We start from the raw sequence: 13,377 nt of genomic DNA on the forward strand, positions 1-13,377 counted from the left end.
TCCGTGCCACATCGGCAGGCACCCGCTCGGGGACGGGATCGTCCCGGGCTTCACACGAACCTTGTGACGGTCTTCACGCGGGCGCGGTGGCCTCCCGCAGGCGTCACATCGCCCTCGGGAGCACGCGGCACGCGCCGCTCACGTGAGGCCACGCGGCCCACGTGAGGCCATGCGGCCCGCGTGGAGACCCGGATGCCCTGCCCCGCGTCCGGGTCAGTCGTCCCAGTGGACGCGTACCTGCTCGGTGACCGTGCCGAAAACCCGCTGGGTGACCGAGCCGGCGGTCCGCCGGATGTCTGCGGGAGCCACGCGGACGATGCGGTCGGTGCGTACCTCGCTGGGGCGTCGCTTCGCGTCCCAGGGACCCGTGCCGATGTCGACCCAGTAGCGTCCGGCGCGCCGCTCCTGCTCCTCGTCGCGGTCGTGGTCCTTGCTCGTGCACGGCAGCCCGAGCAGCCACGACGCGTCCGAGCCGATCAGCAGCACGGGACGATCCTTGCCCTGCGTGTGGTCCTCCTCGTAGGGCACCCACGTCCACACGATCTCGCCGGATGCGTGTCCGCCGGGCCCCTGCGTGCCGAACGCCATGTCGGGGCATCCGTCGAAGTCGCGAGGGGACGCCTGGGAGGTGCGTGCCGGGCTCGCAGCCGTCCGGGGACGAGCGCCGGCCTGTGTGCGGGTGCTGCGTGCCTGATCGCGGATGAGGCGTTCGACGGCACGCAGGATCGGGCGCCAGGGGAAAGTCGTCATGCGATCGGGCCTCACTGGAACCGCGGCGCGGGGCCGTAGTCGACGTGGGCCGGCGGGACGATCGGGGGCCGCGGAGGGTTCGCGTAGGCGTCCCAGGCGGTGAGGAAGCCCTTGGCGCCAGGCGTCCACAGCAGCGCGGCGGCTATGGCGGCGGCCACCGGCGAGACAGCCGTGGCGATGGGGAAGGCCACGTGAACAGGGCACATCACCAAGATGGTCAGCAGGCTCGTCACGAAACCGGCGATCACCGCCGTCCGGCTCCACGAGGCTCCGTGCCAGACGTTGTATGCGGCCATGGCCGGACCGGCCGTCGTGATGGCACCGAGCACCGCCATGACGCATGCCAGCACGACGGAACTCCCCGAGCCGGGGCGCGGCTCGAAGAACTGGATGAGCAGTGAACTGCGCTGGAAATCGGTGATGGTGATCGCCACGAACCAGTACCACCAGTAGGACGCGAACGCGATCACAGAGGACACCCCGAACAACCAGGTGATGGCCCTGATGACCGGCGGACGGGCCGGCTCGCCGGTGCGCGGGCTCAGCGGATGGTCGCCCACCACTTCCTGAACGGGCGGCAGAGTGGTGATCGGATACGACGGCTGGTCGCCGAGCCCGCCGATCGAGTCGGGATCGGAACTGGGCTCACTCATCGACAACCTCCTCGCGTCCGTCGGCGCCCCGCACGCCTGCCGACCAGCCTAGCCCTCCGCTACCACGACCCAATGGGTCCGACCGCGGGCTCGTGCCCGTCGGGAGACCCCGTCCGCGCCCCCTAGGCTGAGGGACATGAATGCGCACCCTCGCTGGCCGGTCGTCCTGTTCGATCTCGATGGCACGCTCGTCAACACGATCGACGTCATCGTGGCGAGCTATCAATACGCATGGGACGCCGTCGCCGGCCGGCAGGTCTCGCGTGAGGAGATCCTGCCGTGGATCGGTCGGACACTGCCCGACGTGTTCACCCAGGAGGCCCCGGAGCAGGCCGTCGAGCTCGAACGGGTCTACATGGACTTCAACGAGGCCCATCTCGACTCGATGGTGACCGGCTTCGACGGGATCCCGGAACTGCTGGCCGATCTGAACGCCGCGGGCATCCGCACGGGGGTAGCCACCTCGAAACGGCGTCGCACCGCGATCCCCTCCCTGCGCATCGCCCGGGTGCCGGCCGAGACGGTGCTGGCCTGTGCCATGGACGACACCACGGTGCACAAGCCCCGCCCCGAGCCTCTCCTGAAGGGCCTCGAGGTGATGGGAGAGCAGGCCGAAGGCAGCTGCTATGTGGGTGACGCCGTGCACGACCTGAAAGCCGCACACGCGGCCGGGATGGCCGGCATCGGGGTCACCTGGGGTGCCGGTTCCCGCGACGACCTGCTCGCCCAGCCGCATGTGGCCGTCGTCGACACGGTGGACGAACTGCGGGCGGCATTGCTGGGCTGAATCGGGCCGGACTCGGGTCGCGTCGCGCCGGTGTGCTCGTCCCGGCGTGACCGAGTTCCTTCAACGTGACTGAGTTCCTTCAAATTGCGGGCTCCCCCGGAGAGAAAGCTCCTGACAAGGTATGTCGTTGGCCGGGAGTGGCCGGCCGTGTCGGTTTGCAGGAACTGAGTCACGCCGACGGATGTGAAAAGGCCCCCGCGGGATCCGCGGGGGCCTTTCCTGTGCGTGCCGCTGTTGCGGTCAGGCGATCGGGGCTCTCAGGCCTTGAACTCCTTCATCGACCCGGTCTCCAGGAACCGCTGATGCCAGCTGAACGCCTGGCCGAGGTCGTGCGGGGTGTGGATGCCCCGGCCCTGGCTGACCTTGAGCGCACGGTCGTAGTACTCGTGCAGGGCCTCCCGGTAGTCCGGGTGGGCACAGTTGTCGATGACCACGTTGACGCGCTGCCGCGGCGCCAGGCCGCGCAGGTCGGCGAGACCCTGCTCGGTGATGATCACCATGACGTCGTGCTCGGTGTGGTCGGTGTGGCTGACCATCGGGACGATCGCGGAGATGTCACCGCCCTTGGCGAGCGACGGGCTCACGAAGATCGAGTAGCCCGCGTTACGGGCGAAATCGCCCGAGCCGCCGACACCGTTCATCATCTTGGTGCCCATGATGTGCGTCGAGTTGACGTTGCCGTAGATGTCGGCCTCGATCATGCCGTTGGTGGCGATGACGAACTGGCGGCGGATCACCTCGGGGTGGTTCGACACGTCCTGCGGGCGCAGGATGATCTTGCCGTGGTAGTCCCTGGCGTGGTCGTTCATGTGGTGCGCCATGTCGGGCGACAGCGAGAACGCGGTGGCCGAGGCGACGTCGATCTTGCCGGCGTCGATGAGCTGGACCATGCCGTCCTGGATGACCTCGGTGTAGCTGGTCATGTGCTCGTACGGCGCGTCCATCAGGCCCGCCAGCACGGCGTTCGCGATGTTGCCGACGCCCGACTGCAGCGGCCACAGGGTGGGAGGCATGCGACCCGCCTTGACCTCCATGTCGAAGAAGTCGAGCAGGTGGGCGGCGATGGCCCGCGAGTCGTCGTCCAGCGGCTTGAAGGGCGTGTTGCGGTCGGGGTCGTCCGTCTCGACGATGGCGACGACCTTGCTCGGATCGACCTTGAAGGTCGGGCGGCCGATGATGTCGCCGGGGCTGCTGATCGGGATCGGCTCGCGGCGCGGCTTGATGTCCATGCCGTAGTAGATGTCGTGCAGCCCGTAGAGGTCGTCGGCCTGCCACGAGTTGACCTCGATGATGACCTTCTCGGCGATGTCGAGGTAGGTGCGGTTGTTGCCGACGGACGAACTGGGGATGATCTCGCCGTGCTCGGTGATGGCGGTCGCCTCGATCACGGCGAAGTCCATCTTGCCGAAGAAGCCCATGTTGATGAGCTTCTGCAGATGTGACAGATGGATGTCGCAGTAGTTCGTCGTGCCGTCGTTGATCTTGGCCCGCAGGTGGGGATCGGACTGGTACGGGGTGCGGAAGGCCATGCCGCCGGTGTCGGCGAGCACGCCGTCGAGCTCCGGCGCCGTCGAGGCGCCGGTGAACGCCTTGATGGTGAACTCCTCACCGCGCTCGTGTGCCGCCTTGATGCGCTTGGCCAGGGCGCCCGGAATCTCCTTCGGGTATCCCGAGCCCGTGAACCCGGAGAAACCGATCGAGGCACCGGGGGGAATGAGTGCGGCGGCATCCTCGGCGCTCATGACCTTGCTGGCGAATGCCGGGTGCGCGATGCGAGCTGACATTGCTCCTCCTGTCGAAAACCTACAGCCCCAAGGCTATCGGTTTGGCTTTCCCACCCAACGAGGGGGGTCTGCCCGCGGCTAGCGGGGAAGGCGTTCGGTCGGGCGGATCACCAAGCCGGTGCGCAGCTTCGGGGTGAAGAAGGTCGACTTCGGGGGCATGAGGAGTCCCTCGCGTGCCGTGCGCCGGATCTCGTCCAGCGACGTCGGGCGGATGAGCACCGCGGCCGTGTGCCGGGCCAGGGTGCCCTCTCCCTTCAGCTCGGCCAGCACCTCGTCGAGGCCGTGCTGGTAGGTCACCTGAGCGCTGCTGCCGGCCAGTGCGTGCTCCAGCCAGGCTCCGTCGAGAGCCCGGACGCCGTCGAAGGCCCCGGGGCGCGGCACCAGCCATTCGCCCTGGCCGCTCGGGTTGAGCAGGACGAGGCGTCCGTACTTCACCATGGCGCGCAGCGTGGCCGGGGCGGGACGTTCGGCCATGGGCTCGAAGGTGAAGCAGGACGACAGGTCGGCCTTCAGCTCGTCGTAGCCGATCCCGTCGTAGACGCGGTGGATGGCTTCGATCGACAGCTGGTCGTCCACGAGCTCGTTGATGAACGTGAGTGTGAACTCTGCGGCCGTGTCCTTGCGACCTGTGGCCTTGCGCACCTTGTCGCGGTAGACCCGAGAGACGCCGTAGCGGTGGTGGCCGTCGGCGATCAGGACGTCGTCGCGGGCGATGATCGCCCGGATGCGCTCGACGCGAGCCGGATCGGTGACCCGTTCGACGCGATGGGTGACGCCGTCCACGGTCAGCTGACCGACGGGTTCGGCGGGTGCCGCGAGCTCGGCGGTCAGCCCGGACGCCAGCGACAGACCCCACACAGGGGACAGGTTGGCCGCCGTGGCGATCGTCAGGTCGAGACGGTCGGTGCTGGCCTTCTTGGTTGTCCGCTCATGGGGCAGGACGCCGCCCGCCCCCTCGTCCACGACCTCGAGGCCGCCGAGGACGCCGGTGATGGTGCGCGGCAGCCCGGTGGCGTCCACCATGTCCATGCGGTAGATCGTGAAGCTGGGCTGCTCGTCGGTGACGAGGACGCTCTTGGCGAGCCAGTCCTGCAGGCGGTAGGCGGCCACCTCGTAGCGGTCGTCGGCGCCCCGGGGAACGTCGATCCAGACGATGTTGTGCGGGTCGCGGCGCTCCAGGCCGATGACGTCGTCGTCCGAGAGCACGTCGTACGGCGGGGCGATCACGGCATCGAAGTCGGCGTCGGACGCGTAGCGGATGGCGGTGAAGGGCTCGAATCGTGGCACGTGTCCACGCTAGCGGGCCCTGGGCACTCTCGTCGCCCCGTGTTCAGGAGACGGCGAGGGTGCCCCGACCGGCGGCGATCTCCACCGGGTCGCGACGCGCGCCGGGCCCGGCTTCGCGCGCGGTCAGGCCGCGACCACCAGGCTGGGGTCGGGTGCGGTGATGCTGAGAGGCTCGCCATAGGCGCTGTACGAGGAGGTCGCCGTCATGCCCTCGCCGAGGCTCATCTCCAGCTTCAGCAGACGACCCGAGGCGATGTAGAAGTCCATCGGTCCCATCTGTGTGGTGACGAGGTAGTGGTCGGCGTCGGTCCCGTCGACGGTCTCGGCACCGATGAACTCGACCGCGGTCACGGTCGACAAGGCGGACAGCCCGTCCAGCGAGTCGAGGTCGCTCTGGCTGGCCTCGGTCTTCGTCCAGGTGCCGGAATCCGGATTGCTCGTGTACACGGTGGTGCCGATTCCGATGACCTCGACCTTGGGGGTCTCCACGCCCGGCGCGACGCTGGTCGCGTCGGTGATCAGGTGTGTCTTCGGAGTGCTCGGGTCGGAATTGTCCACCTGTGTGGTGGACGTGGACGTGACGGTCATACCCGACGAGGTGACGGTGGACGTCGACGTCACCACATAGGTCGTCACCGTGGACATGCCCTGCTTGAGCGTGCTCTGGAATTCCTCCGCGTCGACAGGCCCGGGCTGAGCCGGACGGCTGATCTCGTCGGCCTCCTGGGCGGCCTGCGGGTCGGATGTGGTCTGTGTGGCCGCCGTCGGGGTCGGCTCGTCCTTCGTGGACGAGCATCCGCTCATCATGGCCGCGCCGAGCACTGCGGCGGTCACGACGGAGACGACGGAGTTCCAGCGCATGCGCATGGCTTGCTCCTGTGGTTTTCCTGTGAATGGGGTTTCACCGTATCGGCCGGTGGTGTCACCTTTGGTGCCCTCGCACGGCGAGAGCGCTATCGCCGGACGCTGCGCGTCACCGTGTAGTGGCGGTCCTGAGCCACGAGCCGCGTCGACCCGATCAGGCGCGACAGGTGCGCCTTCCACGGCAGGTGCGAGTTGAAGACGCACCAGAACTCGCCGCCCGGCCCCAGCACCCGCGCCGCGTCGGCGAACATGCCGATCGCGGGATCGGAGTCCTTCGCGGTGCCGCGGTGGAAGGGCGGGTTGCAGACGACCACGTCCACCGAACCCGGCGCGAGGAACGACAGGTCGGACGCCCAGGTCGTCCGCACCCCGGTGCCCGCCGACGTGAGCCGGGTGGCGTCGGCCGCGGCCCAGCCGGCGTCCACGGCGTGCACGGCCGCGTCGGGGTGAAGCCGGGCGAGCAGCGTGGCCAGGATGCCCGATCCGCTGCCCAGGTCGAGGTAGGTGTCGGCGTCGGCCACCCGGTCGAGGTGCCGGACGAGCAGCCCTGTGGCATCGTCGAGGCGCCCGGACGCGAACGTCGCCCCGTGCCACCAGACGTCGAGTCCCTCGGTCAGCCGGTCGATGTGCCGGCTCCTGGGCCAGGTGACCGGCGCCGGGACCGGACCGAAGGCCATCAGCGCCCGCGACTTCTGTTGACCGAGCGAGGCCCGGACGGTCGTGAAGTGCCGCGCGAGCGTGTCGTTCATCGACCGGCTGAGGTGCTTGTCGCGTCCGCCCGCGATCAGGAACAGCCCAGGGTCGGCGTGGGCGGCGAGCAGTTCGGCGTACTCGTCCAGTGCCCCCAGCGAGTGCGGCATGCGGAGCCAGGCGAGGTCGACGCCGGCGAGCGTGGCGGCGTCCAGCGAATCGGCCAGCAGCTCCGGTGGGACGAGCTCCCGGTCGCGGATGTCGTCACACCACACGCTCACCCGTGTCGCGTGGGCGAGCGCCTCGTCCACCAGATGCGGGGCGTCGAGGACGAGCAGGTGCCCCGCCCGGTCGGCGGGGGACTGAGCGGCGATGACCCGGTCGACCGGGTCCGTCGTGTCGGGGCGGGTGGTTGCGTCGTCCATGACCACGATTGTGCCCGCGCCCGCCCGCTGTCCGGCCCGGTGGGCGGTAGGCGCGCCATCCGCATCGCGTGTGCCCGTCCCGCACGCGGGCGCCGTAAAACTCAGGCGGACCGTGTACCACCCGCCTGAGGGCGTCGCACCCGCGTGAAGAACACGCGGCTCGCGTAAACGAGCGGCACCAAGCCTCACGCGGGCCGCAGGAACCACCCTGTCAGTCGATGACGATGAGCTCGAGGTGCTCCGGCTCCACCCCGTACACCATGTGGCCCGCACCTTTCCGGTCGACGAAGACCCGCGCGACGCCCAGTTCGCATTCGTAGCTGACCACGGGGTACATGTCGCCGGCAATCGACACGATGTGCGACCCCGCGTTGCGCAGCCGGTTCAGCATGTGAATCAGCGGCTTGACGCTCTCGGATGGCTCATGCTGCCACGTCCACGCCATGGAGAACGCGTGTCCGGCCAACTCGGATGGATCGGTGAAGCCGCCGCACTGGTTGCCGATGTACACGAGTCGTCCGTCGCGGAGGTATGTGCTTTCCACCAGGACGAATCGTGAGGACGGATCTCCGGTGGCGTCTTGGCCGCTGCCGTGACTCATGCCGCTCAGGGCTTCGCGAGTGAAGAAGACGTCACCTTCGAAGCCATCGACATATTCCCGTAGAGGATTGCGCCAAGGGGTCGGCTTCTCGTTGTTCATCGTGACCTCTATGGATAGCGGTAGAACGGGCCGCATGAACGACAGGTGCCCCGGGACGCTGTCGGATGCGAACGAGCAGGATTCCACAGCAATGACGACAGCTCCCGGGCCACCGCGCGTCCGGTCGTGGCTTTCCTCGTCACGATACGGCCCACGGCCATCGGGCGGTGTGTGACATGCCGGCGTCTCAGGCGATGCGTGACATGCCCACGTCGAGGGGTTCCGAGCCTTCGTCGGCCCGCGCACCCGGTCCCGCGAGCCGCGAGACGCCGTAGCCGATCCAGAAGATGGCCAGGGTCGCCGCCAGGGCGCCGAGCTCGTACCAGGGGCTCGGCAGCGATTTCAGCAGCGGGCGATCGCGCAGATAGAAGTAGTTGCCTCCCACGAGCCGGTTCACCACGACGGCGGCGACGAAGTAGACGAGGAACCAGCCGTAGGCCTTCCACAGGCCGCGCACGGTTGGACGCCACCCCCACGCGATGCCCGCGAAGATCGGCAGCGCGATGTTGATCGTGTGCGAGACGAAGAACGACCACCCGATCACGTGGGTCACGGGATAGATCTTCGAGGGCAGGACGAACGTGGCGTAGGCGAACAGGCCGAAGAAGAACTGCACGTTCAGCCAGGCGGGCCGCCGGGTGATCAGGAACACCAGCCCCAGGATCGTCGTCGTCCGCGAGATGTGCAGCGGCAGTGCCTCGGCCACGTCGAAGCCGGTCTCGAGGAAGTACCACAGGTACAACCCGGTGAACTGCGCCACCGAGAGCCCCAGGATCGCCCGGCGCAGCCCGGTGGCATGTCGTCGCACCCAGCTGCGCCCGGTCAGCAGGGCCGCGAGCACGATCAGCAGTCCGGCGATGTAGGCGAGGTGATCGGGCCCGAACAAGGTGATGTAGGGGGTGCCGGCGTCCCACGAGGAATCCACCCGGCCAGGGTAGGAGATCGGGACGCGTGAGCCTCCGTGTCACTCGCCCACCGGGAATCGTGGCCCTCAGGTGACGATGCCCGGCACGATGATCGTGGCGACCATCACCGCGGTGGCGGCCTCGATGGCCTGCCTGACCGCCGCGCCCGCCGGGTGGGCCTGGGTGATCTGCCCGATGCGCCGATGTATCTCCTTGTTGCCCAGGTCTCCCACCTCGGCGCGCAGCACGTTCGGAGTCGCCTCGGTGGCGTCCAGAAGGGCCAGCAGTGCCATCTCCTGGTCGGTGGCCCCGGCGTCCCCCCGCAGCACCGACGTCAGGCGTAGGCGAACGAGCTGCTCGGGGCGGGGATCGACCTCGGGGAACCGCCACCCTTGCCAGAAGGTCTTCTCGGCGCGGACGACGCCGATGGTGGCGAGATGCTGCCCGGTGACAAACGCGGTCCTGCCGCCGCTGTCGAACAGCGTCGAGAGACGGCGCCTGTTCAGGCGGGCCACACGCGCCAGCACGTCGTCCAGGACGGGATGCCCGACGGGCCGGTCGCTGAGCACATTGACGAGCGGTTCCTTGTCGCGCGACAGCCAGACCCGCTCGTCCGCCACGAGATCGGTGACCGCAGCCGCGGTGAGGGCGTAGTCGCGATACGTGGCGTCGATCTCGGAGGCGCCCGAGGACTGGGTCAGCAGCAGGAAGAGATCCTCGGCGATCACCATGGGCCAACGATACCCACGGCCCCGCACCGGCAGGGGAACCATCGTGTAGCCTCGCGCCATGTCAGGCAATCCGGCTCCAGGACACCCGGCACCGGGCAGTCAGATGCAGATCCACGTCATCGCCGACAGCTCCGGTGAGACGGCGGCACGGCTGGCCCGTGCGGCCCAGGCGCAGTTTCCCGCCACGTCGTTCTCGATCGTCCGCCACCCGCGCGTCAAGGACTCGGACGCGCTCCTCGGGGTGTTCGACGCCATCAGCGGAGCCCTGGAGGCATCTGGGGGATGCAGGCTGGTCGTCCTCTACACCCTGGTGAAGGAACCCATGGCCGGCATGGTCGAGCGCTACTGCGCCGACAAGCAGATACCCCATGCCGACCTGTTCCGCGACACCCTGCGGGCGTTCGAGGACGCGACGGGCACCGAGCCGGACGGCGCCGTGGCGCGTCCGGTCGGCGTGGAGGCCGACTACTTCGACCGCATCAGCGCCATGGAGTTCGCCGTGCGCAACGACGACGGCGTCATGCCCGGGGCGCTGCACGAATGCGACATCTGTCTGGTCGGGGCTTCACGTTCGGGCAAGACCCCGCTGTCGCTCTACCTGGGATACGTCGGCTACAAGACCGTCAACGTGCCGCTGGTGCCGGGCATCGCCCCGCCGCCGGAACTGTTCCGGATCGATCGCTGGCGCATCGTCGGGCTCACCATCGATGCCGAGAGGCTCCTGCAGATCCGCAACCGCCGAGCCAAATCGCTGGGTGGCTACGGCACCAAGGACGGCGGCTATGCCGATCTCGTCAAGATCTACGACGAGTTGGACGAAGTGGGGCGCATCCAGCGCTCCCTCGGCTGCCCGGTGATCGACACCACCGGGCTGGCGCTGGAGGAGGCGGCGTCCCGGGTGACCGAGATCGTGGAACAGCGTGCTAGACGGGCGGGCACTCATCTTCGTCGTCCCGCCGGTAGCATGAAGATCGCGCCGTAGATGTGCGCGTGGGCCGTTCGGCGGGCCCCGCTTCTTCCCGGTTCCCTGGCCGGGCAGAATAGGATCTATGAAAAAGCCCCAGCGTGGGGGCTGAGGTCGGGACACGGGGGTCCGCGCCCCGCGCGAATTGCTAGTCAAAGGAGATCAAGCAGTGGCTGACAAATACATCTACGACCTTTCCGAGGGTGACGCCTCGATGAGGTCGATCCTCGGCGGAAAGGGTGCCGGGGTGGCGGAGATGATGCGGTTGGGTGTGCCCGTTCCCGATGGGTTCACCGTGACGACGCAGGCCTGCGTCCAGACCATGAACAACGACGGGCAGTGGCCCGAGGGCCTCAAGGAGCAGATCGCCGAAGGACTGAGGCGTTTCGAGGAACGTACGGGACGCACGCTCGGTGGCCATGACAAGCCCCTGCTGGTGTCGGTGCGCTCCGGTGCGGTCGTCTCGATGCCCGGCATGATGGACACCATCCTCAACCTGGGGATCAGCGACGACACGGTCGAGGCCGTCGCCGCCGAGGCGGGTAACGAGAGGTTCGCCTGGGACTGCTACCGGCGTTTCATCCAGATGTACGGCGAGGTCGTCGAGGGAGTCTCCGCGCACCTGTACGAGGACGCGCTGTCGGCGAAGAAGGCCGAGAAGGGCGCCGCGCAGGACACCGACCTGACTGCCGACGACCTCAAGGAACTCGTCGCGGAGTTCAAGGAGATCTCCAACGAGGCACTCGGCGGCGAGTGGACGACCGACCCGGTCGAGCAGCTCTACCGCGCGGTCGACGCCGTGTTCCGTAGCTGGGGCAACCCGCGTGCGGAGGTCTACCGCAAGGCCAACAACATCTCCCGCGATCTCGGCACCGCCGTCAACGTCATGCAGATGGTCTTCGGCAACCGCGGAGACACCTCGGCCACCGGCGTCTGCTTCACCCGCAACCCGTCCACCGGTGAGAAGGGTTTGTACGGCGAATTCCTGGTCAACGCCCAGGGCGAGGACGTCGTCGCCGGCATCCGCACCCCGCGCCACCTGGCCGAGATGGAGTCCGTGCTGCCCGACGCCTACCGTGAACTCCTGGCCACCATGGCGCGGCTGGAGGCCCACTACAGGGACATGCAGGATCTCGAGTTCACCATCGAGAACGGCAAGCTCTACATGCTGCAGACGCGCAACGGCAAGCGCACCGCCGCAGCCGCGCTCAAGATCGCCTCCGACCTCGTGGACGAGGGCGTCATCGACAAGCACGAGGCACTGCGCCGCATCGAGCCCGCACAGCTCGACCAGCTGCTGCACCCGGCCATCGACCCGGCCAACACCACCAAGCCCCTCACCAAGGGCCTGCCCGCGTCCCCCGGTGCGGCCGTCGGCGGTCTGGTGTTCGACGCCGATACCGCTGCCGAGAAGGGCGAGAACGGCGAGGCGGTCGTCCTCGTCCGCTTCGAGACCACTCCCGACGACATCCACGGCGTGCTCCAGGCCCAAGGCGTGCTGACCGCCCACGGCGGCATGACCAGCCACGCGGCCGTGGTGGCCCGCGGCTTCGGCAAGCCGTGCGTGGCCGGGGCCACCTCGATCAGGATCGACACGGACGCCAAGACGCTGGCCATCGGCGACCAGGTGTTCGGGGAGGGCGACGTCATCACCCTCAACGGGTCGACCGGTGAGGTCTTCGGCACGGCGCTCAAGCTCATCCCGCCGCGCATCAACGAGGACTTCCAGCGCGTGGTCACATGGGCCGACGAGGTGCGGACGATGGGCGTGCGCGCGAACGCCGACAACCATGACGACGCCGCCAAGGCCCGCGAACTCGGCGCCGAGGGCATCGGCCTGTGCCGCACCGAGCACATGTTCATGGCGACCGACCGGCTGCCGGCCGTGCGCGAGATGATCCTCGCCGAGAACGCCGAGGAGCGGGCCGCGGCGCTCGAGAAGATCCTGCCGATGCAGCAGGCCGACTTCGAGGGCATCTTCACGGCGATGAAGGGGCTGCCCGTCACCGTCCGCCTGCTCGACCCGCCGCTGCACGAGTTCCTGCCCAACTACCTGGAGCAGGCCCTCAAGGTGCAGGAGCTGGAGCTCACGAACGGCGACCCCGTCGTCCTGGAGAAGGAGCGTCAGACCCTCGCGCAGGTGAAGAAACTCCACGAGCAGAACCCGATGCTCGGTACCCGCGGCTGCCGCCTGGCCATGCTGTATCCGGAGATCCCGGCCATGCAGACCCGCGCGATCATCCGGGCGGCCCTGGCCGTGCTGGAGCGCGAGGGCAAGACCGTCGGCGTCGAGATCATGATCCCGCTGGTCGGCCTGGAGACCGAGATCACCACCCAGCGTGAGATCGTCGACCGGGTCGTCAAGGAGGAGTTCGCCCGGGCGGGCAAGGAACTGCCCTACACGATCGGCACCATGATCGAGCTGCCACGCGCCGCCCTGATCGCCGACGACATCGCCAAGCATGCCGACTTCTTCAGCTTCGGGACGAACGACCTGACGCAGACGACGCTCGGCATCAGCCGCGACGACGCGGAGAACAGCTTCCTGGGCACCTACGTCGTCGACGGCGTCCTGCCGCGCAACCCGTTCGAGTCGGTGGACGTCGACGGAGTCGGCCAGCTCGTGCGCATCGGTGTGGAGAAAGGACGCAGCGTCAACGAGCACCTGAAGTGCGGCGTCTGCGGCGAGCACGGCGGCGATCCCGACTCGATCGACTTCTTCCAGACGGTGGGCCTCGACTACGTGTCGTGCTCGCCGTTCCGGGTGCCGATCGCGCGGTTCGCTGCGGCCAAGGCGGCCATGGAGGGGTAACGATCCGTCTGTCGGCCTGCTGCGT

Annotated in this window: 12 protein-coding genes; 3 read left to right on the plus strand and 9 right to left on the minus strand. The window is 68.3% G+C overall.

The genetic code is table 11. The annotated features are described in order from the left end of the window. Window positions 1-213: 213 nt before the first annotated feature. Together FB473_RS14725 and FB473_RS14730 are read right to left on the minus strand one after the other, a co-directional pair. Complete coding sequence (locus FB473_RS14725) at window positions 214-750, minus strand: type II toxin-antitoxin system PemK/MazF family toxin (protein ID WP_167170421.1); 537 nt, start codon at window positions 748-750, stop codon at window positions 214-216. Window positions 751-761: 11 nt separating this feature from the next. Then, window positions 762-1,403: a hypothetical protein gene (locus FB473_RS14730; RefSeq protein WP_167170424.1), complete on the minus strand. Its 642-nt coding sequence runs from the start codon at window positions 1,401-1,403 to the stop codon at window positions 762-764. A gap of 136 nt (window positions 1,404-1,539) precedes the next feature. Between FB473_RS14730 and FB473_RS14735 the strand changes: the two genes are divergently transcribed. Next, a complete protein-coding gene (locus FB473_RS14735; protein WP_167170427.1) occupies window positions 1,540-2,190 on the plus strand; it encodes an HAD family hydrolase in 651 nt (216 codons plus the stop codon). A gap of 257 nt (window positions 2,191-2,447) precedes the next feature. Here FB473_RS14735 and FB473_RS14740 read toward each other — a convergent pair whose 3' ends face one another. The 7 genes from FB473_RS14740 to FB473_RS14770 form a co-directional block, all read right to left on the minus strand. Continuing rightward, a complete protein-coding gene (locus FB473_RS14740) occupies window positions 2,448-3,974 on the minus strand; it encodes an acetyl-CoA hydrolase/transferase family protein (protein WP_167170430.1) in 1,527 nt (508 codons plus the stop codon). 78 nt (window positions 3,975-4,052) lie between these two features. Then, window positions 4,053-5,261 carry a DUF1015 family protein gene (locus tag FB473_RS14745; protein WP_167170433.1) on the minus strand — a complete coding sequence of 403 codons (1,209 nt, stop codon included), beginning with the start codon at window positions 5,259-5,261 and terminating at the stop codon, window positions 4,053-4,055. A gap of 123 nt (window positions 5,262-5,384) precedes the next feature. After that, window positions 5,385-6,128: a LolA-like protein gene (locus tag FB473_RS14750; RefSeq protein WP_167170436.1), complete on the minus strand. Its 744-nt coding sequence runs from the start codon at window positions 6,126-6,128 to the stop codon at window positions 5,385-5,387. A gap of 86 nt (window positions 6,129-6,214) precedes the next feature. After that, window positions 6,215-7,240 carry a class I SAM-dependent methyltransferase gene (locus FB473_RS14755; protein ID WP_167170439.1) on the minus strand — a complete coding sequence of 342 codons (1,026 nt, stop codon included), beginning with the start codon at window positions 7,238-7,240 and terminating at the stop codon, window positions 6,215-6,217. 211 nt (window positions 7,241-7,451) lie between these two features. Next, entirely contained in the window at window positions 7,452-7,940 is a 489-nt protein-coding gene (locus FB473_RS14760) for a hypothetical protein (RefSeq protein WP_167170442.1), read from the minus strand. Between the two features lie 187 nt (window positions 7,941-8,127). Beyond that, the gene (locus tag FB473_RS14765; protein WP_167170445.1) at window positions 8,128-8,865 is read right to left on the minus strand and encodes a TMEM164-related integral membrane acyltransferase; all 738 of its coding nucleotides are present in this window, start codon (window positions 8,863-8,865) and stop codon (window positions 8,128-8,130) included. A gap of 66 nt (window positions 8,866-8,931) precedes the next feature. Further along, the gene (locus FB473_RS14770; RefSeq protein ID WP_167170448.1) at window positions 8,932-9,576 is read right to left on the minus strand and encodes a GOLPH3/VPS74 family protein; all 645 of its coding nucleotides are present in this window, start codon (window positions 9,574-9,576) and stop codon (window positions 8,932-8,934) included. 58 nt (window positions 9,577-9,634) lie between these two features. On the opposite strand from FB473_RS14770, the gene FB473_RS14775 reads away from it, so the two are divergent. Further along, a complete protein-coding gene (locus FB473_RS14775) occupies window positions 9,635-10,558 on the plus strand; it encodes a pyruvate, water dikinase regulatory protein (RefSeq protein ID WP_167170451.1) in 924 nt (307 codons plus the stop codon). A 151-nt stretch (window positions 10,559-10,709) separates the two neighbouring features. After that, a complete protein-coding gene (gene ppdK, locus FB473_RS14780; RefSeq protein ID WP_167170454.1) occupies window positions 10,710-13,352 on the plus strand; it encodes a pyruvate, phosphate dikinase in 2,643 nt (880 codons plus the stop codon). Window positions 13,353-13,377: the final 25 nt, after the last annotated feature.

This window comes from Brooklawnia cerclae (assembly GCF_011758645.1).
GTDB classification, from domain to species: Bacteria; Actinomycetota; Actinomycetes; order Propionibacteriales; family Propionibacteriaceae; genus Brooklawnia; species Brooklawnia cerclae.

Coding starts and splice junctions, on each gene's coding strand:
- FB473_RS14760 (WP_167170442.1), bottom strand. CDS start 7,940: ATGAACAACGAGAAGCCGACCCCTTGGCGCAATCCTCTACGGGAATAT.
- FB473_RS14750 (WP_167170436.1), bottom strand. CDS start 6,128: ATGCGCATGCGCTGGAACTCCGTCGTCTCCGTCGTGACCGCCGCAGTG.
- FB473_RS14770 (WP_167170448.1), bottom strand. CDS start 9,576: ATGGTGATCGCCGAGGATCTCTTCCTGCTGCTGACCCAGTCCTCGGGC.
- FB473_RS14755 (WP_167170439.1), bottom strand. CDS start 7,240: ATGGACGACGCAACCACCCGCCCCGACACGACGGACCCGGTCGACCGG.
- FB473_RS14775 (WP_167170451.1), top strand. CDS start 9,635: ATGTCAGGCAATCCGGCTCCAGGACACCCGGCACCGGGCAGTCAGATG.
- FB473_RS14735 (WP_167170427.1), top strand. CDS start 1,540: ATGAATGCGCACCCTCGCTGGCCGGTCGTCCTGTTCGATCTCGATGGC.
- FB473_RS14740 (WP_167170430.1), bottom strand. CDS start 3,974: ATGTCAGCTCGCATCGCGCACCCGGCATTCGCCAGCAAGGTCATGAGC.
- FB473_RS14730 (WP_167170424.1), bottom strand. CDS start 1,403: ATGAGTGAGCCCAGTTCCGATCCCGACTCGATCGGCGGGCTCGGCGAC.
- FB473_RS14725 (WP_167170421.1), bottom strand. CDS start 750: ATGACGACTTTCCCCTGGCGCCCGATCCTGCGTGCCGTCGAACGCCTC.